Annotated in this window: 19 protein-coding genes; 13 read left to right on the top strand and 6 right to left on the bottom strand. The window is 48.5% G+C overall.

From position 1 onward, the window contains the following. Nucleotides 1–49 precede the first annotated feature (49 nt). The 5 genes from JFL75_RS12990 to JFL75_RS12970 are packed head-to-tail and all read left to right on the top strand — an operon-like array spanning nucleotide 50 to nucleotide 8,774. Nucleotides 50–2,728 (top strand): YidC/Oxa1 family membrane protein insertase, encoded by a 2,679-nt coding sequence (locus JFL75_RS12990; RefSeq protein ID WP_215627100.1) that lies wholly within the window; start codon nucleotides 50–52, stop codon nucleotides 2,726–2,728. Next, complete coding sequence (locus JFL75_RS12985) at nucleotides 2,725–5,412, top strand: YidC/Oxa1 family membrane protein insertase (RefSeq protein ID WP_215627099.1); 2,688 nt, start codon at nucleotides 2,725–2,727, stop codon at nucleotides 5,410–5,412. Before JFL75_RS12990 ends, JFL75_RS12985 begins: the two co-directional genes overlap by 4 nt. Beyond that, nucleotides 5,409–6,635 (top strand): CDP-glycerol glycerophosphotransferase family protein, encoded by a 1,227-nt coding sequence (locus tag JFL75_RS12980; protein ID WP_215627098.1) that lies wholly within the window; start codon nucleotides 5,409–5,411, stop codon nucleotides 6,633–6,635. Before JFL75_RS12985 ends, JFL75_RS12980 begins: the two co-directional genes overlap by 4 nt. Further along, nucleotides 6,619–7,680 carry a glycosyltransferase family 4 protein gene (locus JFL75_RS12975; RefSeq protein ID WP_215627097.1) on the top strand — a complete coding sequence of 354 codons (1,062 nt, stop codon included), beginning with the start codon at nucleotides 6,619–6,621 and terminating at the stop codon, nucleotides 7,678–7,680. The genes JFL75_RS12980 and JFL75_RS12975 overlap by 17 nt, the downstream gene beginning before the upstream one ends. After that, the gene (locus JFL75_RS12970) at nucleotides 7,677–8,774 is read left to right on the top strand and encodes a glycosyltransferase (protein WP_215627096.1); all 1,098 of its coding nucleotides are present in this window, start codon (nucleotides 7,677–7,679) and stop codon (nucleotides 8,772–8,774) included. Before JFL75_RS12975 ends, JFL75_RS12970 begins: the two co-directional genes overlap by 4 nt. An 18-nt stretch (nucleotides 8,775–8,792) precedes the next feature. Here the strand turns inward: JFL75_RS12970 and JFL75_RS12965 are convergent, their stop codons facing one another. Continuing rightward, nucleotides 8,793–10,535: a hypothetical protein gene (locus JFL75_RS12965; protein WP_215627095.1), complete on the bottom strand. Its 1,743-nt coding sequence runs from the start codon at nucleotides 10,533–10,535 to the stop codon at nucleotides 8,793–8,795. Nucleotides 10,536–10,688: 153 nt separating this feature from the next. On the opposite strand from JFL75_RS12965, the gene wbaP reads away from it, so the two are divergent. Continuing rightward, a complete protein-coding gene (gene wbaP / locus JFL75_RS12960; protein WP_215627094.1) occupies nucleotides 10,689–12,131 on the top strand; it encodes an undecaprenyl-phosphate galactose phosphotransferase WbaP in 1,443 nt (480 codons plus the stop codon). Further along, nucleotides 12,132–12,899, top strand: coding sequence for a DUF6675 family protein (locus JFL75_RS12955; RefSeq protein ID WP_223292650.1), 768 nt, complete (start codon nucleotides 12,132–12,134; stop codon nucleotides 12,897–12,899). Nucleotides 12,900–12,978: 79 nt separating this feature from the next. Here JFL75_RS12955 and JFL75_RS12950 read toward each other — a convergent pair whose 3' ends face one another. Then, nucleotides 12,979–13,539: a hypothetical protein gene (locus JFL75_RS12950; protein ID WP_215627093.1), complete on the bottom strand. Its 561-nt coding sequence runs from the start codon at nucleotides 13,537–13,539 to the stop codon at nucleotides 12,979–12,981. Nucleotides 13,540–13,845: 306 nt separating this feature from the next. Here JFL75_RS12950 and JFL75_RS12945 point away from each other — a divergent pair, with 306 nt between their 5' ends. Further along, on the top strand, nucleotides 13,846–15,789 hold the full coding sequence (locus JFL75_RS12945) for a bifunctional 2',3'-cyclic-nucleotide 2'-phosphodiesterase/3'-nucleotidase (protein ID WP_215627092.1): 1,944 nt from the start codon (nucleotides 13,846–13,848) through the stop codon (nucleotides 15,787–15,789). A 570-nt stretch (nucleotides 15,790–16,359) separates the two neighbouring features. On the opposite strand, the gene JFL75_RS12940 is transcribed toward JFL75_RS12945, so the two are convergent. Genes JFL75_RS12940 through JFL75_RS12930 form a run of 3 tightly spaced genes read right to left on the bottom strand, consistent with a single transcriptional unit; the run spans nucleotide 16,360 to nucleotide 19,653 of the window. Beyond that, nucleotides 16,360–17,643 carry an ABC transporter substrate-binding protein gene (locus tag JFL75_RS12940; protein ID WP_215627091.1) on the bottom strand — a complete coding sequence of 428 codons (1,284 nt, stop codon included), beginning with the start codon at nucleotides 17,641–17,643 and terminating at the stop codon, nucleotides 16,360–16,362. Next, nucleotides 17,633–18,322, bottom strand: coding sequence for a response regulator transcription factor (locus JFL75_RS12935; protein ID WP_215627090.1), 690 nt, complete (start codon nucleotides 18,320–18,322; stop codon nucleotides 17,633–17,635). Before JFL75_RS12935 ends, JFL75_RS12940 begins: the two co-directional genes overlap by 11 nt. After that, entirely contained in the window at nucleotides 18,319–19,653 is a 1,335-nt protein-coding gene (locus JFL75_RS12930; RefSeq protein WP_215627089.1) for a sensor histidine kinase, read from the bottom strand. Before JFL75_RS12930 ends, JFL75_RS12935 begins: the two co-directional genes overlap by 4 nt. 439 nt (nucleotides 19,654–20,092) lie before the next feature. On the opposite strand from JFL75_RS12930, the gene JFL75_RS12925 reads away from it, so the two are divergent. From JFL75_RS12925 to JFL75_RS12910, 4 genes are all read left to right on the top strand, one after another. After that, on the top strand, nucleotides 20,093–20,869 hold the full coding sequence (locus tag JFL75_RS12925; RefSeq protein ID WP_215627088.1) for a TatD family hydrolase: 777 nt from the start codon (nucleotides 20,093–20,095) through the stop codon (nucleotides 20,867–20,869). A gap of 37 nt (nucleotides 20,870–20,906) precedes the next feature. Further along, nucleotides 20,907–21,920: a tRNA dihydrouridine synthase DusB gene (dusB, locus tag JFL75_RS12920; RefSeq protein ID WP_215627087.1), complete on the top strand. Its 1,014-nt coding sequence runs from the start codon at nucleotides 20,907–20,909 to the stop codon at nucleotides 21,918–21,920. 252 nt (nucleotides 21,921–22,172) lie between these two features. Further along, the gene (locus JFL75_RS12915; protein ID WP_215627086.1) at nucleotides 22,173–22,805 is read left to right on the top strand and encodes a rhomboid family intramembrane serine protease; all 633 of its coding nucleotides are present in this window, start codon (nucleotides 22,173–22,175) and stop codon (nucleotides 22,803–22,805) included. A 243-nt stretch (nucleotides 22,806–23,048) separates the two neighbouring features. Then, a complete protein-coding gene (locus tag JFL75_RS12910) occupies nucleotides 23,049–23,738 on the top strand; it encodes a hypothetical protein (RefSeq protein ID WP_223292649.1) in 690 nt (229 codons plus the stop codon). A 448-nt stretch (nucleotides 23,739–24,186) separates the two neighbouring features. Here JFL75_RS12910 and JFL75_RS12905 read toward each other — a convergent pair whose 3' ends face one another. Beyond that, on the bottom strand, nucleotides 24,187–24,603 hold the full coding sequence (locus JFL75_RS12905) for a secondary thiamine-phosphate synthase enzyme YjbQ (protein WP_215627085.1): 417 nt from the start codon (nucleotides 24,601–24,603) through the stop codon (nucleotides 24,187–24,189). Between the two features lie 572 nt (nucleotides 24,604–25,175). On the opposite strand from JFL75_RS12905, the gene pheS reads away from it, so the two are divergent. Beyond that, nucleotides 25,176–26,768, top strand: coding sequence for a phenylalanine--tRNA ligase subunit alpha (gene pheS, locus JFL75_RS12900; RefSeq protein ID WP_215627084.1), 1,593 nt, complete (start codon nucleotides 25,176–25,178; stop codon nucleotides 26,766–26,768). Nucleotides 26,769–26,778: the final 10 nt, after the last annotated feature.

The following is a 26,778-nucleotide window of genomic DNA, read 5'->3' as shown; positions in this document are numbered from 1 at the left end:
CTATAAAAATAGGAAAAGGGTGCTAATTCCTCCGTAAGGAAAATTTAGAATGAATATTTTGTACACATTAATTATCTATCCGCTTGTGCAGATCATTGAAATAATTTATGTCTTGGTAAATGTGATTTTTCGCAATCCTGGGGTAGCAGTGATAGGTGTTAGTGCGGCGGTAACCTTGTTATGTCTGCCGTTATACATTGTAGCAGAAAAATGGCAGCAAGTTGAGCGGGATACACAGCGAAAACTTAAACCGTATACGGACCGGATAAAAACGACATTCAAAGGTGATGAGCAGTACATGGTTCTGTCGACTTACTATCGTCAGAATCATTACCATCCGCTGATGGCCCTGCGCAGCTCCTTTGGTCTGCTGATTCAAATCCCTTTTTTCATAGCAGCGTATTCTTTCTTATCAAAGAATGAGTCATTACAGGGAGTTTCATTCTTATTTATCCGTGATATGGGGATGCCGGACAAGCTTATATCTATTGGTGGGTTTGCTGTAAATGTGCTCCCAATACTGATGACACTTATCAACTGCATAGCCGGCGCTGTATATACAAAGGGATTTCCGGTAAAGGAAAAAGTCCAGATATACGGGATGGCCGCAATATTTCTGATCCTTCTGTATAATTCACCAGCGGGGCTCGTTCTGTACTGGACAATGAATAATATTTTCTCACTGATAAAAAATATCTTTTATAAACTTAAAAACCCGCTCAAAGTATTTTATATTTTTATTTCCATTGTTTCGATACTTTGTTGTTTTTATACATTGACTCTGAAAAATAAAAAAATTGCTGTAGTAATGATAGGTCTTACCTTTGTTATTCTGGTACTGCCCTTTATTATTGCGGGTATACGCCGGCTGCTGAATGGTATTCTGTCAGGTTTAGTTTCAGACTCAAAGAATCGTTTCGCTTTATTTTTAATGTCTTTCCTTATAATATGGCTGTTAACTGGGTTTGTTATTCCATCTTTCTTGGTTGTTTCTTCTCCTGTGGAGTATTCCTATATTGACTCCTATACAACACCCATGTATTTCCTTGGAAATAGTTTGCAGCAGGCTGCGGGTTTTTTTCTTTTCTGGCCACTGTGTATTTATTTTTTATTTCCGAAGAAAATCAAAACTATTTTTTCTATTTCCTCGGTCTTATTCGCTACCGGAGCGCTGATTAACAGTTTTCTTTTCTCCGGTGATTACGGAACAATTCTGCCCCAACTGGTTTTTACGGAACATCCTGTTTTTATTCCAACTATAATGCAGTTCTTAGGAAATACTGCAGCTCTGTTAATCTCAGCAGTGCTTATCTTTTTCCTTGTTAAGTTTCCACAGCAAAAAGTATTAAAGCCTGTTTTATTGATGCTTTTTAGTTCTCTTGTAATAATATCGATTGTACATACAGTACAAATACAAAAAGCATTTAATAATATTGATATTGCATCAAAAGAACCGCAAAAGGATGAGATAGAGCCTATTTTTCATTTCTCCAAAGACAATCCAAATGTTGTAGTTTTTATGCTTGACCGCGCAATAAGTCTTTTTCTGCCGGCTATTTTTGAGGAAAGTCCCGATTTGACGGCGGCCTACAGCGGCTTTGTTTATTATCCAAATACTATTTCTTTCTCCCGCTGGACAATCCAAGGGGCACCGCCGCTGTATGGCGGCTATGAATACACCCCTTTTGAAATGAACAAACGCAGGGATATTACAATGGCTGAAAAGCATAATGAGTCTCTTATGTTGCAAAGTATTATATTTTCTGAAAATGGATATAACGCCGCCGTCATAGATCCGCCGTATCCTAACTATGATATACCTCCGGTTTTTGGAATGTTCGATCCATATCCTGAAATAACACCTATTACCGCAAAGGGAGTATATTCTGACTTATGGTTCCATGAAAACAATATGGATCCTATACCTATAAAAAGCACCTTAATAAAAAGAAATTTTATTTTTTTCGGTATCTTTAAATCAGTTCCTATGCTTTTTCGGGTTCTTGTTCAGTATGCCGATTGGTGGAACGTAAATATCGATATTGAAGATAAGATGGATCTTATCAATTATTACTCTGTGCTTGATTATTTACCTGAGCTTACATCAGTCGATAACGAAAAACCTTTTTTTGCCATTATTGATAACGAGATGACTCACGAATCTAACTTTCTCCAGGCTCCGGATTATGTACCGGTTGATACGGTTACCGATTTCGGTACTTCCGAGTACGCGCACAATTCAACATACCATACCAATATTGCTGCCTTAAAACGTGTCGCGGAATGGCTTGATTATCTTAAGCTGGAAGGAGTTTATGACAATACTCGTATTATTATTGTAGCTGATCATGGCGCTGCGACTTTGGAATCGAAAATATTTGAGGGAAATAATCTGGGAAAAAGAAAAGAATATTTTAATCCGCTGCTGTTAGTAAAGGATTTTAATTCGCAAGAATCGTTCCGGACAGACTATGCATATATGACCAATGCCGATGTCCCTGCTCTAGCAATGGAAGGGCTGATTGATAACCCCATAAACCCTTTTACCAAAAAAGAAATAAGGACACTTACCATAGATGAGAAAAACGCCGCTTCTATTATATCTTTCAGTAATGGTAAAGGTGTGCGGGAGACGTTGAATAATGGGTTTAAAATCACGGACAATGAGTGGTATACTGTTAAAAATAACATTTTTAAAGAGTCGAATTGGAGTAAACTGAAAAAATGATCAATGCTTTATATTCAATATTCATATATCCGCTCTATCAAATAATTGAAGTCTGTTATGTTGTCATTTTCAAGCTGTTTAAAAATCCCGGTCTCTCGATTATCGGAGTAAGTGCCGCTGTTACACTGTTTTGCCTTCCGCTTTATGTAGTCGCTGAACGGTGGCAGCAGACTGAACGGGATACCCAGAACAAGCTTAAACCAACCATCAACCGTATTAAGGCTGTATTCAAAGGTGATGAACAGTATATGATCCTGTCTGCATATTATCGGCAGAATCATTACCATCCGATGATGGCGCTGCGCAGCTCCTTTGGACTGCTGATACAGATTCCTTTTTTCATGGCGGCTTTTTCATTCCTTTCGAACAATGAAGCGGTCCAGGGTTTTTCCTTCTTCTTTATTCGTGATCTGGGAATGCCGGATAGAATGCTGTCCATCGGAGGCTTTACCGTCAATGTGCTGCCGATCGCGATGACAGTCATCAACTGTATCGCTGGCGCTATATATACAAAAGGTTTTCCGGCAAAGGAAAAAATCCAGATCTACGGGATGGCCCTTGTATTTTTAGTACTGCTGTACAATTCTCCGGCGGGGCTCGTTCTGTACTGGACGATGAACAATGTATTTTCATTAATCAAGAATATTTTTTATAAACTGAAAAATCCGCTCAAAGCATTGTATGTTTTGCTTTGTATCTGTGTTACCGCTATGAATATATATCTGCTGTTCATAGGTACCGGCATGTTCTCAAAACGGATCTTAATGGTAACTGTGATCAGTATCGTGTATCTAGCACCTCTTCTGCTGAAGCTGCTGCGGTATGCGTTTAAAACTGTGTTTGCCGGTCTTGTTGAGGATTCAGCCAGACGGACACGGCTTTTTTTTCTTATGTGTGTCTCATGTACTTTGCTGACCGGTTTTGTACTCCCTTCTCTTGTAATTGCCTCTTCGCCGCAGGAATTCAGTTTTATTGACGCGTATACAAACCCGATGGCTTTTATTTTTAATACTTTTTTTCAGTCAATGGGATTTTGTTTTGTATGGCCTCTGTGTATATATTTTTTATTTTCAAAAAAAATTCAGACAATGCTTACAGTCCTGGCAACAGTCTGCGGCTTTTCTGCTGTCTGCAATGCTTTTCTTTTTCCCAGCAACTATGGAACTATTTCTATTACCTTTACATTTACTGACCCAGCACTTCTTAACGCGGGTGGTGTGTTGGATCTGATTAATATTTTTGTTCTTATATTAGTGGCTGTTCTTTTGCTGGTGTTATTCAAAATTAATAAAATAAAAATTGTATCTACCGCCGCCGGAATTATCTGTGTGGTATTTGCCGCGGTTTCTGTTTACAATAGTGTGGTAATAAACAGGGATTTTAAGGAATATGAAGAAATCAGGCAGTCATCCGGTATTGTAGAACGGGAAATAAAGCCGCTGTTTAATCTTTCAAAAGACAAACAGAATGTTGTAGTCGTTATGCTCGATGGCACTGTAAACGGATTCGTAAAATATATATTTGAAGAAACTCCGGAACTGTATCGTCAATTTGACGGTTTTACATTGTTCCCGAACACAATATCGTTCGGAGGCCATACCCATATGGGAGCTCCCCCTATCTGGGGAGGGTATGAATATTCCCCAAAGGGAATGAACACCCGCCCGAACGAAACCATGAAAGACAAACACAATGAAGCACTGCTCGTTCTTCCGACCATTCTTGTTAAAAACGGATTTGATGTAACCGTCACCGATCCTTCCTGGTCTAATTACAGTTTTAAGTCGGATATCCGTCCCTATGCCGGCAAGGAAGGGATAACCGCGTATAATACGATCGGAAATTTTACCAGCGTATGGTATCAGGAGCACGGATTTTCCGAAACCGAAGTTACCAGTTCCGCTATCAGACGGAATACTATCTTTTTCAGCTTTTTAAAACAAATGCCTGTTATTCTTCGGTTTTTTGTCTATGATCAGGGTAAATACTGGAACTCAAATGATACTCAAAACAGCCAGAAAGGATTTATAGATAACTACGCTGTACTTGATTATCTGCCGCGATTGACGACTTATACTTCAGCAAAAAGCAGTGCTGTATTAATTACCAACGAATCACCCCATAGCCCTATACTTCTGCAGTATCCCGAATATATACCGGTTCCTGAAGTAACACAGCTGGGGTCGGGTGAATATGCCAAGAATAGATATTATCACGGCACTGTAGCGGCGCTTCGTGCCTTGGGCCGGTGGTTCGATGCCCTAAAGGCAAATGGTGTATACGATAATACACGAATAATCATCGTCGCGGACCACGGCGGCAGTTCCAATGCGCATATCGCGGATGAAGAGCTTGATATTCCCGGGGAGCGGCGGGAAAAATACAATCCTATTCTTATGGAAAAGGATTTCGGTGCTCATGGTTCCCTGGTAACGGATATGACATTTATGACAAATGGCGACGTTCCTCTTATGGTTCTTGCAGGAATTGATGAACATCCCGTTAATCCGTTTACCGGAAATTTGTTGACTTCGGGAGGAAAAGAAGACGGAGTTTGGATAACAATTAATCACGCATGGGAACCAGAAAAACACAACAAGAATACATTCAAGATCAAAGATGATGAATGGGTTTTTGTGCATGATAATATTTTCGATAAAAACAATTGGAGTAGAGCGAAATGAATTTGTTCCTTTTATATATCGATCCCGGTACAGGCAGCATGCTGTTCTCAATTCTCATCGGTGTGGTCGCCACACTGTACTTTTTGGGGAAGGCGGCTTTTATAAAGCTTAAGTTTATATTAACCGGTAAGTCGGCGAAAGGTGACACCGCGCGGTACCCGTATGTTATTTACTGTGAAGGAAGACAGTACTGGAACGTATTTAAACCAGTGACAGATGAGTTTGAAAAACGCGGTGTCGATGTTGTCTACTTTACCTCAGCGGAAGATGATCCTGTATTCGAACAGAATTATCAGCATATAAAAAGCGAGTATATCGGCGCGGGAAATACCGCCTTCGCCCGGCTTAATCTGCTTGAGGCGGATGTTGTACTGATGACGACCCCCGGCCTCGATGTGTATCAGCTGAAACGGTCAAAACGGGTAAAACACTATTCTCATGTACTGCACGCTCCCAGTGATGCGACCCTGTACCGTCTGTTTGGCCTCGATTATTTTAATTCAGTCCTTCTTACCGGGGATTTCCAGGCTCCGGATATACGACTCCTTGAACAGCAGCGTAATCTGCCGGAAAAGGAACTGGTAACCGTGGGGTGTTCCTACCTCGATGTGTATAAAGAGAAAATAGGTCAGCTGACTCCTGAAACGGTCCACCAGTTTACCGTCCTTGTTTCTCCCTCCTGGGGGACTTCGGGTATATTAAACCGTTTTGGGGAAAAACTGCTTGATCCTCTGGTAAAAACAGGATGGCGCATTATCGTACGGCCCCATCCTCAGTCAAAAAAATCCGAAGCTCCAATGCTTGAACGGCTGACGGAACGGTACAAAGACGCGGAGAATCTTGAATGGGATTACGCGAATGACAATATTTATTCCCTTTCGAAAGCGGATATCATGATTTCCGATTTCTCGGGAATTGTGTATGACTACATCTTTTTGTTCAATAAACCGGTTATATATGTGAAGGCGCAGTTTGATCTCCGTCCCTATGACGCGTATGACCTGGGCCATCCGCTCTGGCAGTATGAAACATTGGAGAAAATCGGTGTTGAATTGAGAGAGGAAGAATTTGACCGTATCGGCGAAGTGATAAAATCCGCCGGTGCCAGTACCGGTCTTGCCGATGCCCGGCGCGAAGCAAAGGAAGCTGCCTGGCAGCATCCGGGAGAAGCGGGAAAACGGATCGCTGATTTTATGATTCAGAAATATGAAGATAGCAATTGACTGCAGGGTAGTGGAATCCAGCGGTATCGGCGTTTATCTGCGTGAGTGCCTGCCGTTTTTTGTCAGTTCGGGCAATGAACTATTGCTGCTTGGTGACGAGAAGGTGCTGCAGAAGTATGTCCCAATAAAATCCCCCAACGTTACAATTTTCCAGTATACTGATAACCCTTTTTCCATAAAGGAATTAACCCGCATGCCCGGAAAAGTCCGCAGGGCGGTTAACAGCTGCGGTGCCTATTATTCACCGTATTTTAATATTCCCTCCGGTGTGCGGATTCCGGTATATACCACGATACACGATGTTTTGTTTCCGGATATGCCGGAGCTGACGTCAAAAATCGGACTTATCCTGCGGATGTTTTTTTACCGCCGCGCGGTACGCCGATCAAAATGTATATTTACGGTTTCGGAATTTTCCCGAAGCCGGATACAGCATTATTTCGGTACGAAAAAGCCGGTGCTCGTAACATACAATGGGATCTCCAATTACCTGCTTGCTCCGGGTTCCGGGAAACCGAGAAAATACCTGCTCTTCATCGGAAACATAAAAAAACAGAAGGGCCTTTCTGTTCTGACGGCGGCGTTTGCCGCGGCCCGGCAGGAAGGGCTCGGCATGGATCTCGTTATTGTGGGAAGCGCTGAGAACTTCCGTACAAAGGATACGGAAATCACCGCATCCCCGCGGAAAGATGCCTTCCAGGGTGTATCCTTTACCGGCCATGTTTCCGACGACGAACTTCTGACATATCTCCGGGACGCCGCGCTTTTGGTCCAGCCTTCCTTGTATGAAGGTTTCGGGATACCTCCGCTTGAGGCCATGAGCCAGGGCACACCGGCGCTTGTTTCGGATATTCCGGTGTTTAAAGAAATCTACCGCGGTTTTCCGGTCAGTTATTTTGAAGCCGGAAATGTTCTCTCCCTAAAAGAGCAGCTTCTGCTCCTCTGCGGAAATGGAATCCCGCCGCGGGTTGCGCTGACGCAAAAGCAGCGTGATACTTATACATATCAAAAAACAGCCGGGATCATTCTCGGGGAGATAACATGAAAGTAGCGATTGTCCATTACTGGCTCGTAACTATGCGCGGCGGGGAAAAGGTCCTCGAAACCCTTCTGGAAATGTTTCCGGACGCTGATATATATACCCATGTTTACGATCCCGATGCCGTGTCGGACCTGATCAATTCCCACAGGGTATACACGTCCTATATAAATTACCTTCCTCTCGCAAAAAAACTGTACCAGAAGTATATGCCCTTTATGCCGAGGGCCCTCAATAAATTCAACCTCCAGGAATACGACCTCATTATTTCCAGTGAGTCGGGCCCCGCGAAAGGGGTGGTTCCCAATCCGGACGCTTTCCATATCTGTTACTGCCACAGTCCCATGCGCTATTTATGGGACATGTACCATGAGTATTTACGGGACAGTAATTTTCTTGTGCGGTTTTTAATGAGACGCATGATTCCTTCCCTGCGGGTTTGGGATGTTACCTCCTCTAATCTGGTCGATCATTTCGCTGCGAATTCCAATTACGTCGCAAAGCGGATCCGCCGGTATTACAACCGCGGCTCGGATGTGGTTTTTCCTCCCGTCGCGATTGAACGGTTTCTCCCGGTGCAGCGCAATCCCGAAGATTTTTATCTTTTCTTCGGACAGCTTGTGGGCTATAAGCGGGCCGACATAGCGATCAACGCGTGTATCGCTTCCGGCAGAAAGCTGGTTGTCCTTGGGGCGGGAGCCCGGAAAAAAGATATCCGGGAATACGAACAGTCGGGGCTCGTTACCTTTGTCGGCCGTGTTTCGGATGATGATATCGCGGATTATTTTTCCCGGGCAAAGGCTCTGCTGTTTCCCGGTATTGAGGACTTCGGGATTATCCCCGTGGAAGCCAACGCCGCCGGCTGTCCGGTGATCGCCTACCGCAAGGGCGGGGTTCTGGACACGGTCAAGGAAAATGTTACGGGATTATTTTTTGAAGAACAAACGCCCATGTCTCTGATCAAGGCCATGGACGCGTTTGAATCTATGGAACCCCGGTTTCAGGACAGGGAACAGTTTGCAGCTCATGTTCAGCAGTTTTCCAAGGATGAGTTCATCCGCAGGATGAACTCAATAATTGAAGAACGCCGCCGCGTATAGCGGCGGCCCAGCTTCTTTTTAATACGTGAATTTTATGCCCAGGGTGAAGTAATTGTTGATCGTGTTGCGCAGGTTGCTCCGCCAGACCGACTTGGCTTTCTCAATCGCCTGTTTTATCTGAGCTTCAGTAGGATTGGTGCTGAGATCGAGCTCGCTTCCGGTATATATCGGATTACTGACACCGTCATTGTAGATGAACTCAAATACGTATCCCGCGGTGAAGCTCAGACTGCCGTATTTAAACCGGGGCAGTTCCCAGGCCGCGTCCAGCCCGAGCTGAACCGTATACTGCTTCGTTTCCTGTTCCATAAACATGAGATTGTCATGGGCGTAATCCAGATATTCCTTTCCCGCGTTAGGCGAATCCATTATCCCGCCGCTGGTATCGATGCTCTCGCTTTTTTCGGGATCATAGGTGTAATCCAGATATTCCTTAGCCACATCCCAGGGAAGGGATTCGTTTACGTTCGCGTGCCGAATAAACACCGCGGACGCGTTCACCCTGAGGTTCTTAATCGGTTCGAATTTTCCCGTCAGGGTTATCCGGTCGGAATTCGGCGGAATCGACGCGCCGATACTCCGGCCCTTGTTGGTATAATTCTGGTAGTTGACCCTGTCTTCGGAATAATCGTAATGGGTATAGGTATACGGGGTTATGAGAGTGTAGTCGAAGAGGACCGCCGAAACCATGGGTACCTCCGGTATCCAGGTTACTCCCGTCTGCAGCCCTATCCTGAGTTTCGTATCAAAGTCAAGCCGGATAATATCGTTGAAGTTGGCGTCATCCAGGAATAAATTCGTCGCCCATGAAAAACCGCTGAAAGGCTTTATCTTAAAGGATACACCCATCTGCAGATTGTAGTCATCCGCGCCGGTCAGCTGCTGGGAGATCATATACGGGGAAACGGGCAGCAAATACAGCGGGTCGAACCGTTGGCCGTAAATAACATTTTCGTAATAGGAAAGACTCAGCCATTTAAGAGGTTTGAACTCAACTGCGTGCATGAACATGAATTTTTCCGGATGGGGGCTGTCGTATATATTGCCCGTATCTGGGGACGCGGACAGCATAAACATTGCCAGGGTGTAATTCCATTTTTTTTCGTTGATAACAAAGGACATATTGCCCGTATGGAAGGCGTCCGGCCCGATTACAAGGCCGTTGTCATAGAAATCACCCCAGGATGAGCGGTTCATCCCCGCCTGGAACCACATTTTCTCGGTCCCCACGGCCGCCGCGGTGTTGAAACTGGTATACACATTCATGGGGCCGATTTCAGCGCTGTCGGCATACGTATCGTGGGGGTAGGCTGAATTCGCGGGGGTAATTTCTTCTCCCGGGTCTTTGTTTGAAAGCAGAATGTTCAGATCATAGGCCAGGGAAAAAATATTGCGGAATGAATAGTTTCCGAATAAAATAAGGCTCATATCGGCCTGTTTTGCCGTGTCGGAATGGTTGTTCATGCTGAACGTCCCGATTCCCTCCGCGGCCACCCGGACGGGTCTGTAAAACAGACGGTCATACTGGGCGCGCGCCCTTTCCCGCTGGACCGGATTGCTGCTTTCCATCACCTGGTTCAGGATGGATTTTACCATCTGCTCAGGATACGGGCGCAGGGGCGGCAGATTGGATACCAGGCCAAGGGTTTCCCAAACCTTCAGATCTTCATAAAACGAATCCGAAGGATTGATAATTGACTGGGCCGAGATTCCCGCCGACAGGAACACAATCAGTAAGACTGCAGTGTAAAACTTCCTCATAATTGTACTCTCAATGAATAATTAGATATCGTCTGCGACAGGGTTAGTATAAAGGCAATATGGAATCCCTTCAACGGTTATTTAAGCGGATATGCAAAATAATTTATCTGCTATATTATTGCTATAAATGGAATTTTCCTTCATGCTGGTATTATGTCATTAACTGAATTCGATATTTGGTACCGGACCAGATATCGCCGGACAAGCTCTGCCCTGACCACCACAATCCTTATCATTTTTGATCTCATTGCGGTAATGATGTCCTTCGGGGCGGGGTTTTTCCTGGTCAATTTATATGATTTCAGCGCGATAAATTTCAGATCCTTTGTGACATACTGGCCGTATCTGCCGGCGTTTATCATTGTTTTTTACGTGACCCACCTGTATCCCGGGATTTCTTTAGCTCCGGCGGAGGAGCTCCGCCGGTTTACGATAGCGTCCCTGATGGCCCATGGGGGCATTATAATGTCCCGGTATGTTGAAGATCAGGAATGGGATTATATTTCCATCGCGTTTATCGTCAGTTTTCTGTGTTCCATGGTTATTCTGCTGTTTTTCCGTTCCTGCGCCAGATCGTTCCTTGCTAAGACCCGGCTGGGGGGTATCCCGGCGGTCATATACGGCAACGGGGCCACCGGGCAGCTCATCGTTGACCGGCTGCTCAACAGCCGGCAAATGGGGTATATTCCGGTCCTGATCCTGGACAACAACCCGGAAACCGGGGAGGAATACCGGGGAATTCCCATAATTGCCGATACCAGCATTGGTCCGGAAATTGTCTCCCGGTACAACATTAAAATGGCGATTGTGGCCATGCCGGAGCTAAAACGCACCGAACTGGCCAAACTCCTCAACTACTCGGTGGCCGCGTTCCGGTACAGCGTACTCATCCCGAATTTTTTCGGCATTACCAATATATGGATGTCTGTCCGGGATTTCGACGGTATTCTGGGGTTTGCCTCCAGCCATAAGCTAAAGATGCCCTGGAACTTGGGCTGCAAACGTTTTATGGACCTGTCTATTGTGGTTCTCGGCGGACTCATCATCTCCCCGCTGCTCCTTTTCCTGGCGCTGCTGGTTAAAACCTCGTCCCCGGGGCCGGTATTATACGGCCATACCCGTCTCGGAAAGGACGGGAAGCCCTTTAAGGCCTATAAATTCCGATCCATGGTTGTTGACGCCGATGAGCGGCTTAAAAAGCTTCTCGATTCTGATCCTGAAATAAAAAAGGAATGGGAAGCCAGCCATAAGCTTAAGAACGATCCCCGGGTTACGAAGGTCGGCAAATTCCTGCGGAAAACAAGCCTGGATGAGTTTCCCCAGATATTCAATATTATAAAAGGTGAAATGAGCCTGGTGGGTCCCCGGCCTATTGTTCAGGATGAGGTGAAAAAATACGGTCAGGATTTTTACCGGATTTTCTCGGTAAAACCGGGCCTCAGCGGTATGTGGCAGGTTTCCGGCAGATCCAATACGGATTATTCCGAGCGGATTTCCTACGATACCTATTATCTTGAAAGCTGGTCCGTGTGGCTCGACCTGTGGATTCTGTATAAAACCGTGGGTGTCGTAATCCGCGGGAAAGGAGCGTACTGATTGACCAGACGCATGCTGTATTTGGCTGTATTGTGGCTGCTTCCCGCTGCTCTGTGGGGGCAGGTCAGATCTTTTGATGAGGCGTATCCCAATCTGGAAGGTTCTAAAAAGGAAGCGGCTTTTGCCTCCGGGGGTATTCTGGAAACCGATGAATCGCCTTCGGGCCGGCTCAGACTGCTTCCCGCGATGGATACCGATATTTCCGGACCGGTATTTGACCGCAGTCCCTCATTTATTGTGGAATCCCTCCAGGTGCTGCCTTATACCGGCGGCCCGGTGGAACTTCTTACCGTGTACAATGCCCTGGGAAAAGTCCGCAATCTTAAAGGCCGGCTCTACCGTTCCGCCACGAAAAACGACAATATTCCCCTGTTTGAGGAAGCCAGCCGCATAGAAAGCGCCAAGAGAACCAGAGAGATCCCTGATCCCCCGGACGCGGCGGCGGTTCCCGCTTCGGAAACGATCTATATTAAGCTCAAGGATGTCAACTTCGGCAATTCATACTACCGCGCCGATATACGGCCAGCAGGAAACGGCCTTTTATATACCCTGTCGAATTTCAAGAACCTGACCTATACTTTTATTCCCGTTATCCGGGAAGAGAAATTCGTAGCGCAGATTTACATCGAGCCGCTTACCGACGGCCTTTTGGTTTACAGTATAGCCGGCGCCGATGTTTCCAGTTTTATATCCTCCCGGGTCCACATGCCATCGGCCATACAGAAACGGCTCAATGTCATCGTTGATTGGATGATCGACGGTTTATGATCCGCTGAAGGAAGCAAAAACCTCCGGGCACTCAGCCGGAGGTTTTTTTTGTCATCTTAGTTAGCCTTTTCTAACAAAATTACTTATACCGGAGGGCAAAGGTTTTTTTAATAAGCCGTATTAGATTAAGCAGAATTTCGTCGTTTTCGTCCTCAATGGGAATCTCACCGAAAATATCCGTCCGCTCCCTTTCCAGCCACCGGTAAAGAGCCTCGGTTTTTTCCGCGTTGGTAACGCCCCTGGCGGAGGCTATTTTAACCAGCTGGATCATTTCTTCGTCGGTTAGCATGATCCAGTGGTTGCTGTGGACAAGATAAAAACTGCTTTTGTCGTTTGAGGCTTCTATCCGCAGTTCCTGGGAGTTTTTCTTCGCCTTTTCCGAAGAATCGGCGGCTTTTTCCCGCGGGGCGGTGCGCATCATGGTTTTATTCAGCTCATCAACCTGCATGTTGTACAGATGGACCTGTGCCTGCTGGATCAGGAACGTAAGTCCCTCTTCATCCAGCCGGGGAATAAGGCTTTTAAGCTCTTCTTCCAGGGCTTTTTTAGGGTCATTTTCTTTTTTCGGCGGCTGTTTTGCGGACTTGGAAAGCTTTTTCGTCCCGGCCGGCGGGGTTTTCGTTTTTTTTCTGGCTTCCATACTATTATTATAGCAGGACTGCCGCAATATACAAAGCATTCCGCGCCTATGCATGGTGCCGCAATGGAAACGCGGGGTGCCGCACAGCATGGGAGCTGGCTCCTCAGCGGCCTTCGGCCTCGAAAGTCGCTCAGCTCCCATGCTGTACGGCAGGACCCCCGGATCTCTTTCTCCCATGCTGCTTTGTATTATTTCCATAGTATACTGCGGGTGACCTGGTCATGCCGCAATCTCTTGTAATAATTTATAACCAAGGTCTATAATTATATGGTATATTGCTGTGTAAAGTATTAATCAGGAGGATATATGAAAGTTGTATTACCAAAAATCCGCTGGATAAGCATGGTGCTTATCATTGCCGGAGCCCTTTCTGCATATGGTCAGACCGTTGATATCACGGTTCTGGCAACCTCTGACGTCCATAACAATTACCTGGAATACGATTATTTTACCGATATGCCTACTGACCAGAACGGGCTCGTAAAAATAGCCACCGCAATTAATCAGGAACGGGCTTCCAATCCGAATGTTCTGCTTCTGGATAACGGCGATAATATCCAGGGAAACCCCTTCGGTGAGTATCTCATGAAGAATCCGCCCCAGAAGGGCCAGATAAGCCCCATAATGACCCTCCTGAACGCCATGGGGTACGATGCGATGACCCTGGGAAACCATGAATTCAACTTCGGGCTCCCTTATCTCAATACGGTTATCCAGGGCGCCCATTTTCCCGTGGTCTGCGCCAATGTGGTTAACCCCCTGACTAAAACCCCCTATTTCACCCCATACAAAATACTGGTCCGGGGATTTGAAGACCGGAACGGATACCTGCAGCTTATGCGGATTGGTGTAATCGGGCTCGTTCCGCCCCAGATCATCCTCTGGGACGGAGCGCATCTCCGGGGCAGGGTGGAAGTTATGGACGGCTATGACGCGGCGGTAAAATACATTCCCCAGATGAAAGCCGCCGGTGCGGATATCATAATAGTCCTCGCCCACTCAGGTATTTCGGATTTTCCCCGGCAGGGCGGCGAGGAGAATTTCGGCTATTACATGACGGAGATTCCCGGTGTGGACGCGGTTATCACCGGCCATGCCCACGGCAAATTCCCCGGCCGGGCTTTCGCCGGCCTCAAGGGCGCGGATATTGATAAAGGGACGATCAACGGTATTCCCGTGGTTATGCCCAGCAGTTTTGCCGATACCCTGGGTGCGATCAATCTGACCTATGAAAAGAAGAACGGAGCGTGGCAGCGGACCGACGGATCCGCCCAGCTGATTCCCGTATACGATACCGCGGCCCGGACAAGCCTGTACCCCGGTGATCCTGAACTTGCGGCGCTTCTGGAAAAGGAACACGAAGCCACGGTGGCGTATATCCGTTCGCCCGTGGGCGGCGATGAAGGCGGCGCTACCGCCGGCGGCAGCCTTGCCGCGCCTCTCAACAGTTTCTTTGCTCTCGTGCGGGACGATTATTCCGTGCAGATTATCAATGAGGCCCAGACCTGGTATACCAAGCAGGCCCTGGCCGGTACGGAATACGCGAACCTTCCCGTACTGTCCGCCGCGGCGCCCTTCAAAGCCGGCGGACGGCAGGGCCCCCGGTATTACACCAATGTACCCGCCGGCCCCCTGGCGATTAAGAACATCGCCGACCTGTACGTGTTCTCCAACACCGTGGTATGCCTCAAAATGAACGGCGCGGAAATCAAGGAATGGCTCGAAATGAGCGCCGGCCAGTTCAACCAGATTGATCCCGCAAAGCAGGGCGAGCAGATGCTCGTAAATGAGAGCTTCCCCACGTACCTGTACGATGTAATTGACGGTGTTACCTATAAAATCGATGTGTCCCAGCCGGCGCGGTACAACGCCGAAGGAACCCTCGTAGACAGCAAAGCGGAACGCATCAAGGATCTCCGGTTTGAAGGCCGGCCTATCCGGGCGGACCAGGAGTTTGTGGTGGCCACCAACAACTACCGCGCCTACGGCGGCGGCAATTTCCCGGGGGTCAATCCCGGAAAGATAATTTTTGCTTCCCCCGACGAAAACCGGCAGGTAATCCTCAAATATATTGAGTACCGCCAGGAAATAGTTCCGGAAGCGGACGGCAACTGGGAATTGATCCTGCCTGCGGGCACCGGGCCTCTTATCTTCCAGAGCTCCCCGCTGGCCGCGGAGTCGCTTCTGCCGGGGATCAGGTTCCTGAGGACATCCGAAACCGGGTACGGTGTATATCAGATCGAACAGTAATATATACCGCCTGAAATAACGCAAACAAAACCCCGGATTTTCCCGGGGTTTTGTAATTTTGAAATGATGTATTAAAAAAAACACAAAATAAGTAAAATAATTATAGAAAGTAAATTTTTTTGTGTTATTTTATAAAGAGTATTAAAACAATTATAAATAGTTTAAAAAATAATAGGGGATATCCAGCAGAGTGACGTTTACTGGATACCCCCTAGTAAAAAACTTTTTTAAATTGCTTTTTTTAATGGGTTACTTTTTTAAATACTGCATGTCGGTTTATACTATCAATAGCTATGGGGAGCTTGATTAATAACCCGCAGCATTTCCTATTCACAAATAAGAAGTGTTTCGTAGTCTGTATTTCCTCCTTATAAAAAACAGAGCTGAAATACTGCGAAGTCCCGCTAGAATACCAATACTGTCCTGCTGTAGAAGAACAATATTGTCATAATTCCTAATTTCTAACTTTTCTTTAATCCTATAGTGATTCTAGAGCATCATAGCATGGCGGTCAAAAAAAAACTTCTTTTTCATTACAATTGTCACAAAAGTCACAGTCTCCGGTACGGATTACTCCTTCAGAAAGATGTCTATAGCATCGTTGAGATTTTTGAGATAATCCGAAATATCGGTTTCCAGGTGTATCTGTTCATTCAATATGGTATCCGAAAGAAATTCCAGCGCCGAGGTATGTTTCTTAAACCGCGGTGTCACCACCGATCCGTTGATTATTGTCTCCAGCAGCCTGGCATCGAAACCTTCACCGGAGCTTGTTCCCATGTATTCGGCTAATCCGTTCCGGTTTGCGGGAAGTCCCTGGGATTCAAGAAGTATTTTCCTGGAAGATCCGGAACCGGCGGACACAAATTGTAAAAATTCCCAGGCGCCTTGTTTATTCCGTGACCGGCTGGATATGCCCATAAGAAGGACCTTAAGCTCTCCGGCGTTGTTTCCCCGCGGACCACGGGGAATGGTCGTGGCAGTCCATTTAAAATCTCGGGGATTGCTCAGCTTATCCTCAAAATAGGCGTTTGTTTTATAGCTTGCGTAGGTGCAGGGTGAGAAAAGAACTTCCCCGGAATCAAAATCCGGGACCATCACCCCTTCATACAATGAACAGATTTCCTGGTAATACCGGGTAGCTTCAACGACTCCTTCCTCGGTGCATAATGCCTGGTCTCCCGATTCGGAAAACAGCGTCTGCTGATTCGAGTAAACCGCGTCAAACCAGGTCCAGTTGGAGATTCCGTAATAACAGGGAATGTCGTTTCCGATGGTGGTAACATTTTGTATATAATATGAAAAATCAGCCCAGTTCCAGCTTAAATCCGGAGGAAACAGGCCGAAGGATTCCAGAATGGAGAGGTTCATCAGCATCAGAGCGGGATTTAATTCCAAGGGAAGCGCATACTGGTTGTTCCGGTACTGGCCCGCTTTAAGGGCATTATCGTAAAAAACCGACAGATCGAAGCTGCTTTCTTTTATCAGCGGCTTGAGATCCGCGAGGATTCCCACGGACGCGAGAACCGCGAAATCTCCAGGCAGTATCATGAATACATCGGCTTCAATCCCCTTCAGAATATCCTGGGCCAGCAGCTCCGAATAATCTCCCACAGGATAAACCGAGACTTCTATAGTATATTTACCCTGCTGCATCTCGAATTGGCTGATCAAATCGGTGTATACATGATCGCCCACGGAAGCTGAGGTACCCCAGGGGTTCCCGCTGAAGATGCAGATCCGAAGGCGGTGGGAGCTTCTGCCGCTGTAGAGCAGCAGTGTTCCCGCCGCAAGGAGCAAAACAACGGCGACGGGGATTACCGTAAAAATAATCCACTTCGTTTTATTTTTCATCAATCTCCACCAATCCATTCTTGATGGCGTAAATAGCCACCTGAGTACGATCTCTAAGGTCCGTTTTCTGCAGTATGGATGAGATATAATTCCTTACGGTACCTTCTCTGAGGGAAAGTTCTTTGGCAATTTCCTTATTCGAAAGTCCCTGGCCGATATAGGTAACTATCTGCATCTCCGTTCTCGAGATGTTCGACGGAATCTGGACTTTGTCCTCCTGAGGAGCATAGACACTCTTCGGCGGAGTACGTTCCTTTGCCAGGTCGGAAAACAGACGGAACGCTTTTGTCATTACGCCGGGTGTCATGAGACTGCCTCCTTCGTTAACCGTCCTGATCGCCGTGGCTAATTCATTCATATCGGAACTTTTCAGAAGATATCCCGAGGCGCCGTTCCGTATGGATTTGAGTACGTACTCGTCATCATCAAAAGTCGTCAGAATAATTATCGATGATGACGGCGAACGGTGCTTTAGCGTTAATGTTGCTTCTGCGCCGTCAATTATGGGCATACGTACATCGAGAAGAACAACATCCGGCTTCAGAGTATCCACCAAACGGATAGCATCGTATCCGTCTTTGCCGATACCGACGATCTGAAAATCTTCCTGGGATGACAGCAGAATATTCAGGCTGTCCCTAATCACTTCCTGGTCATCCACAATAACAATTCTTATCATAATTCACCTCCGTCCAAAGGAAATAAGATATACAGGGTAACTCCTTGGCCCGGAGCCGTTGTAATTTTCAAAGTGCCATGCTGCTCACTGATACGTTCCCGCATATTTTTTAATCCGAATCCTTCAGTAATAGCTGTATCGCCTTTGCCATTGTCCGTTATCCATACATGCAGAATATTCTGAGCTTCCTGAAGAACAATTTTTATATGGGTTGCCTTTCCGTGGCGCAGAGCGTTGGTAATTCCTTCCTGAACTACGCGGTAAATAGTCTTTTCCAGCGCAGCCGGAAATTGAGTATTTGGACTGTTGAAAATCAACTCCACACTGAGATTGTTGGCTGTTTTATTTATGGCATCGACCATTTTCTGCAATGCCGCGGGAAGATTTCCGTCTTCCAAAACATCGGGATTTAATAGGCTTACGGACAGCCTGACATCATCCAATAAGTGGTCAGACATCAGGGCTAAATGTTTAATCTTTTCAGGTACCAATTCCGGTTTTGTCTTTAAAAGTTCCAGCACCGCTGATAAGCCGTAGGTTATTCCGGTCAGGTGATGCCCGATAGTATCATGAAACTCCCTGGCAGTTCTGGTCCGTTCTTTGAGCATAGCAGCCCGTTCCGCTTCTTCGGCATAGAGTTGAAGCTGGGCGTTGGTGATCGCCAGTTTATCCTTGCTTTCCTGTAGTTCTCTATTAAGTTTATTAATTCTATAAGATTCATCAAGAATATTCTGCATTTCCATAACGAGAAAGGCGATAAAAAACACCTCTCCCACGGAAAAGAACAGATTCCGCATTCCCAGAATGTACGCCTGGTTAAGAGAACTGTTGTACTGGATATATTGGTCGATTGAAAACAGCGGGATCTTAAGTCCGATGATCCGGTAATCCAGAAAAATATACCCAACAATGCAGACTAAGGTGAAAATGGTTTTTGAGATTTTATCCGGCAGATACGCGATCGCGTTTGAGATGGGTATAAACAGGATATATTTGAAATCAAAGTCAAACAGAAAGAGAATTCCCAGGCATAACAGTACATCGAGCACACAGAACAGAAATGTCGGCAGGTATCCCATCTTTTTCCTGAAGATTTCACGGAATATGAGGGATACCACCAGGGTAACCGAGATTATTCCTGACAATATCAGAAGCGTATAGGTTCTGTGGGGAACGGTATGTATCTGAATCAGGGTGGTTCTTGCGTTGTTTTCGTTGCAGATAAGATCCGTGGTGTTTATAAAAACAAAAATCATGAAGAATATGGTAATCAGGTTTACCAATACCAGAGCATACCGGGCAAGGTGATAAGACCTGAATCGTTCCATCATATTGATTACGACCCCTTTTTTTAACGGCAGTTTTTATTATGTCGCAATAATAAGCCCCTCTTTACCCCCTTGTCTGTTCTATGATATATTACCGAATTATCGAAATATGCTGGTATATTGTTGAGCATGCTCTTACCCCTATTACAATCCATGGACCTGAAGGACGTTTTTTAAATATGGGTTTTTAACTATTTATTACCCATAGATTTACTATTGGTGTAAAAGTAAGCAAGCCGCAAGACATGGTAATCAACTATATGACTTTTGTCATAATTTGATGTATTCAGATATTATTTTTGCAATATTTATCATATTTTTCTATGAATTATGCATACCCTGGGACATTTTCGGCATTTAATTGACGACCGGGGTAAGCTGTGTTATATTAATTAGTATCCAGTTTGGAAAAAATCTGATCACATTTCTTTTGGAATAAGCAATGCAGTATTTTGATACTCACGCCCACATAGGGCTCATTTGTGATGACCCTATTGAGCAACTCATAGTTATTCAGGAAGCCCGGCAGGCCTCTGTTGCGCGGATTATTTCGATCTGCAACAGTCTCCATGATTTTACCGGGGTTTATGAGAACCTTAAATCCGCGTCGAATGTTTACCACGCGGTAGGGGTATCCCCTTCGGAGGTCCAGAATCCCGGGCGGGACTGGGTCCAGACAATTGAACAGAATGTTCAGCTGCCGCGGATTGTCGCTATTGGCGAAATAGGTCTCGACTATTACCGGAAATTCGGGGACAAGAAATCCCAGATAGAGCTTTTTATCACCCAGCTTGATCTTGCTGCGAAGCTGGATCTTCCCGTAATAATCCATAACCGGGAAGCGGGCGGCGATGTGCTGGATATCCTCAGAGACCGGCTGCCGCCCAAGGGCGGTGTGCTGCACTGCTATTCAGAGGACGCCGAATACGCCAAAAAAGCCCTGGATCTCAACCTGTATTTCTCCTTTGCCGGAAATCTGACGTACCGGAATGCCAAGAACCTCCATGAAACAATAGGAGTTCTTCCCGCAGACCGGATCCTTATAGAATCGGAGAGCCCCTTTATGGTTCCCGCGGATTACCGGGGTAAGCGGAATATGCCGAAGTATCTGCCCATGACCGCCCGTTTCCTCGGGGAAATGCTGGACATGGGTGATGAAGAACTGGCGGCCGTTCTGTGGGAAAACTCCAACCGTTTCTTCGGACTTCCGGCCGAGTAATCCCTCGGCAGCAGACCACGGTTTCGCCATCAGCATTATGGAATCCCATACACTATACCGCCCAGTAGCCGCAGGTTCCCTTATAATACCGGGGAACCTGTTTTTGGCGCCCACGGCGGGATATTCCGACCGGGCTTTCCGGTCCGTTTGTGTGGATCTTGGGGCCGACTTTACCTGCACCGAGCTTGTATCCTCGGAGGCCCTGGTCCGGGATTCCGCAAAAACCGAGGTCCTGCTCCGGCGGGCGGATAACGAAAAACAGTATGCCATTCAGCTTTTCGGGGCGGATCCGGAACATATGTACCGGGCGGCCGCCCTGCTTGCGCCCCACCATCCGGAAGCCGTGGATATCAACGCCGGCTGCCCGGTAACAAAGGTGGTAAAAACCGGCGCCGGCGCGGCGTTAACCCGGAATCCCGATAATCTTGGGCGGATTATTGAAGCGGTGGTCCGGGCTTCCCGGGACTATCTCGGCAATGTTCCGGTGACCGTTAAAATGCGTTCCGGCTGGGACGCGGATTCTATTAATTACCGGGAAAGCAGCCGTATTGCCGTGGAAGCCGGTGTGAGCCTGGTTGCGCTCCATCCCAGGACCCGGGCTCAGATCTATTCCGGGGTCAGCAACTGGGATCATATCGGAGATCTGGCTTCCCGTCTTACTGTCCCGGTAATCGGCTCTGGGGACCTCTTTACCCCGGAAGACGGCGAACGGATGCTCAGGGAAACCCGGTGCGCCGGGGTTATGTTCGCCCGGGGCGCTATGGGCAACCCTTTTATATTTTCCGCCGCCCGTTCGCTGCTCCGTACCGGGACGTACCGGATGCCCGATCCTGCGGAACGGCTTAAAACCGGATTCCGTCAGCTATTGCTCAGTGCCGAGGACATAGGGGAGCGGACCGCCTGCCGGGAAATGCGGAAGCAGTTCTGCGCGTATACAAAGGGTATACCGGGCGGGGCTGGTCTGCGGAACAGCCTGGTCCGGGCCGAAACCATCGGAGAATACCGCCGTATTCTCCTGGACGCGGGGATACCGCTGCGTAGTATCAAATAAAATAACCGCCGCATCCGGAAGCAGCCCCCGTCACCCGGGCAGCTCCGAGCCGTAACGGTAGCGCCGGGTGTCATGGAAAAGGGAGGATGAGCGGTTTTCGAGGCCGCAGGCCGACGCACCGCCATCCGCCCTTTTCCATGACGGGCCCCGCAGTCCCGGTAAAAACCGGGTGCTTTCCGGCTTGATAGACTCGTTGCTCCCCCTCATGATTATTTCATTGACCAGAAGCGTGCAGAATCGTATGTTTACAGTATGAAATTGTTGCGCAGGCCCTTCCGGTACCGGTATGACAACGTGGTCATCTATTTAATTGGTATAAATATTCTCGTATTCCTCGCCCAGCAGGTTTTCCGGGACAGGCATGTCACCTTTTATCTGGCCCTGAATCCCGTGGCCATCCTCAACGGCTGGGTATGGCAGTTCGTCACCTATATGTTCACCCATGGAGGGATTTCCCACATTCTGTTCAACATGCTGGCCCTGTTTATATTCGGCCGCCATGTGGAACGCCAGATGGGCAGCAAGGAATTCCTGCTTTTTTACTTTTCCACAGGCATATTAGCCGGGGTATTTTCTTTTGTGGTATATCTGGTTACCGGTTCCTACGGGATTTTCCTCATGGGCGCTTCCGGCGCTGTTTTTGCGGTCCAGCTCGCCTACGCGGTTTTTTTCCCCGATTCCATTATATACATCTGGGGAATACTGCCCCTGCGGGCTCCGGTGATGGTTCTGGTTTTTACCGTGCTGGAGCTGATCTTTTCCATAACTGGACTTCAGAGCGGTGTCGCCCACCTGACCCACCTCGCGGGTTTCGCCTTCGCCTGGCTGTACTTCCTGATCCGTTTCGGCGCAAATCCCTGGAATTCCCTGGTAGGCCGCCGATAATTAAAATGCAGGGTATCCGCATTATGTGTAACTAAACGCTGATGCATGGAGATATAATTTCCGGGGGTCCCGTCATATGAAAAAAATCCCGCAGGGCGGTATTTCTTTTCATATGACACCCCGCGTTACGCAATAACACCATGCTTCAGCGCCGTCTCTTACAGATCATGCGGATGCCCTGCCTTGGCGGGAGTGCTGGATATTGGGGGACGATTCCCGGTTGTTGGCGGATGGTACGGATCGGTGAAAAGTAAAATTTTCCTGTTTACAGGTGTAATTTTTCTCAATAGTATCTTGTCCGTTTCCGGCCAGGAGGTTCTCCGGGGACAGGTAACCGTTGAAATGGCTCCGGTATATCCGTTCTACATGGATGTTTACTATCCCCTGGATACCGCCGCCACCCACCGCAGAGCTTTAAGTGAAGCGGCGATGTTCTATTCCGCCATGATTTACGGCTGGTCCTTTGAGTATGAAATAGGAGAACGGGCCAGGGGTATTCCGGAGCTTTTTGAACTCCACCCGGAAGGCGCGGTCCGGTTCGGAGACCCGAAGCTCCGGGCCACCGACGCGGAAGTAAAGGGCTCGAAATTCTACCTTTGGACCGACTACCGGATGGATGATGCCCAGCTGCGGCGTATACAATCCTGGCGGGCCGGTACCGTTAAAAACGCCCAGGCCGTGGGTTACGGCCCCATTGGGATGCCCGTGGATGAAGATGATTGGATAGAAATAAAAAAGAAGGTCCTGGAGGATGCCGGGAGAGCCGCGGTCCGGGCCTTGCTCCAGGGTACGGAACGCAACCGGCCCAAAGCCGCGAAAGGGTTTATCGCCCTGGCGGCTTTCCCGTCATACTGGATCGATGCGGGGCAGTGGGCGGCTTCCGCCCGGTTCCGGGTGGAGATTACCGAAATTATTCCCTTTTCCGCATATTAGGCGGGGGCGCACCGAGTCTGACAAGCCGGCTCTGTGTTCCCCTTCGCGGGAGGGCTGCGCGTGTCCGAAGGACACGACCCCTGGCTCCAGCCCCACTTCGCGGGTCTTTCACTACCCCCACTTCTGGTTCCCCTGTTTGGCTGTCTTTCCGGCTATGCTTCTTTGCCTCCGCTCTGTGGCTAAGGCAGGTGCCCTGCCCTGACCAATCCGCCCACACAGAGCCCCTCTCCCAATACCGGGGCAGTCCCAACGTAGTTACCCTTGCAGAAATGGCAGCGGAGCATGGTGTAAACCGGTAACGCGGGGTGCCGTATAGCATGGGTTCTAAGCGACTTTCGAGGCCGCAGGCCGCTGAGGAGCCAGAACCCATGCTATACGGCAGGACCCCCGATCCGGGTTTCACATGCTCCGCTGTCTGTATCTCCACGGTTTACCGGGACTGCCCCGGTTATTCCCCGATGATTTTTACCAGTATCCGCTTCCGGCGGCGGCCGTCGAATTCACCGTAAAAAATCTGCTCCCAGGGACCGAAATGGAGCTGCCCCCCGGTGACGGCTACAACCACTTCCCGGCCCATGATCTGGCGCTTCATGTGGGCATCGGCGTTTTCTTCCCCCTTGTTATGGCGGTAGGATGAAACCGGCTCATGGGGGGCGAGCTTTTCGAGCCACACATCGAAATCGTGGTGCAGCCCCGATTCATCATCATTGATAAAAATACTCGATGTTATGTGCATCGCGTTTACCAGGCACAGGCCTTCCTGTATTCCCGATTCCCGGAGCAAGGCGTCGACTTCGGGAGTAATATTGATGAACTCCCGCATTTTTGAGGTGTTGAACCACAGTTCTTTTGTAAAGGATTTCATGGTCTGTCCAGGGTATCTGCATTATACCGTAGTTTCAAGCACAGAAGCATGGAGATACCGGTTCCGGGGGGCCTGTCGGACTACTGAGGGTATGGCGCGTGTCCTTTGGACACGACTCAGCGGCCTTTGGCCTCGAAAGTCGCTCATACCCTCAGTAGTCCGACACCCCGTGTTACCGGTACGACACCATGCTTCTGTGCTGTTCTCTGTGAATAATGCAGGTGCCCTGTCTTAGCGGGGGCTCCGGCAGTGGTGAGCCTGATCCGGCTCAGGCGCTCTGCCCTGAACAGACAATCCTCCCATACCGACCCGGTTAAGCCGGAAAGCATCCGGGCGTACTGGTAACGCCGGGTCTTTCGTATAAAACGACTTTGGAGGCCGCAGGCCGATACGTCGTGTCCGGAGGACACGCGCCAGCCCCATTCCTATGTGACAGGACCCGCGGTATTAGTAACCTCCGGATGCTTTCCGGCTTTTCAGAATCGATTATAATTGGTATGCTGTTGAAATACTGAACAACCGAATACCGCCGCCTGTACCATTGCGGGGTGTTTTCCATAACGGGAGTTTTCATGGATATTCAAAGTACCGTAAAAAATCTGCATCCCCTGGAGGTCCGCATAATCCGGCATTACAAATCCGGAGACGAGCTGACCATTGAGAAAGTGGAATCCGACCTTGGCTTCAAACCCGGAAACGGAAACCAGGCCCTCTCCTGGCTGCAGAGCAAGGAAATCGTACAGGAACTCCGCCGGGAGATGCGGATTTACTACGAACTCACCGAGCTTGGCCGGGAATGGAAGGAAAAGGGTACCCCCGAGGAGCGGATGATTGAGCTCGTCCGGAACAGGAAGGAAATTACCCTGCCGGATATTGCCCAGGCCCTGGGCCTGGACAACAAGGATGTGGGCAGCGCCTTCGGTACTCTTTCGAAGCTTGGGATCTTCGCCATGAACGGGGCAAAACGGGTGTTTCTTCTGCGTGCCGCTCAGATGATGGAAAGCGGCAAACCCTTTGGGGCTGAAGCCGACCAGCTGTTTCCGATCGTCCGGGGGCTTCTGGATAAAGCCCATGCCGCCCCGAATTATATCCTTGCCAACGATGACCTTTCCCAGGCGGAGCGGGTCGCCATTGTCGGGATTTCCAAAAAACGGGGAGCTTCAGGTTCACCCTTCAGAATAATTGAACGGGAAACCGTAGTATTTGCGTTTACCGCTGTCCGGGATGAACTTGCCGGGGCATTGGATGCCGCGGGAATCACCGGTGACGAAATCGGGACTCTGACTCCGGAAATGCTCTCCGACGGATCATGGAAGGGCAGGGCTTTCCGTTCCTATAACGTCAAGGTACCGCCCACCCGGCTCATTGTCGGCCGGACGAACCCCTACGCGAAATTCCTCGAGGATGTAAAGGATAAACTCGTTTCCCTGGGATTTGAGGAATTTGACGGCCCTCTGGTGGAAACGGAATTCTGGAATTCCGACGCGCTGTTTATGCCCCAGTTCCATTCCGCCCGGGATATCCACGATGTGTACCACGTGGCGGAGCCGGAAAAGGCCCAGTCCATTGAAGAACCCTGGCTGTCGAATATTGCCGAGGCCCATGAGAACGGCGGCAAAACCGGCAGCCGCGGCTGGAACTATACCTTTGACCGGGAATTTACCCGGCGGCTTATACTCCGGAGCCAGGGAACGGTGCTCTCGGCGAAGCAGCTGCCCACCGCAAAGATCCCGGGAAAGTACTTCGGAATGGCCCGCTGCTTCCGGTACGACCGGGTGGACGCGACCCATCTTTCGGACTTTTACCAGACCGAGGGAATCGTCCTCGGGGAGGAAGTCAACCTCAGGACGCTTCTGGGATTCCTGGAAATGTTCGCCGTGGAAGTCGCCGGCGCCAAGGATGTCAAATACGTTCCCGGGTATTTCCCCTTTACCGAACCTTCCGTGGAGGTCCATATCAAACATCCCGTGCTGGGCTGGTTCGAACTGGGCGGTTCCGGGATTTTCAGGCCCGAGGTGACCCAGTCCCTGGGCGTCAGCGTTCCGGTGGCCGCCTGGGGTATCGGTATTGACCGGATGGCCCTCATGGCCTTGGGCCTCAACGACCTCCGGGAATTATTCAGCAATGATATTGAAAATGTCCGGCTCCGCCGGGCGGACGCATAAAGGGATACGC

The organism is Breznakiella homolactica (assembly GCF_016616095.2).
GTDB classification, from domain to species: Bacteria; Spirochaetota; Spirochaetia; order Treponematales; family Breznakiellaceae; genus Breznakiella; species Breznakiella homolactica.
Note: the sequence above shows the minus strand (reverse complement) of the source record. Positions and strands in the feature narration are given on the sequence as shown.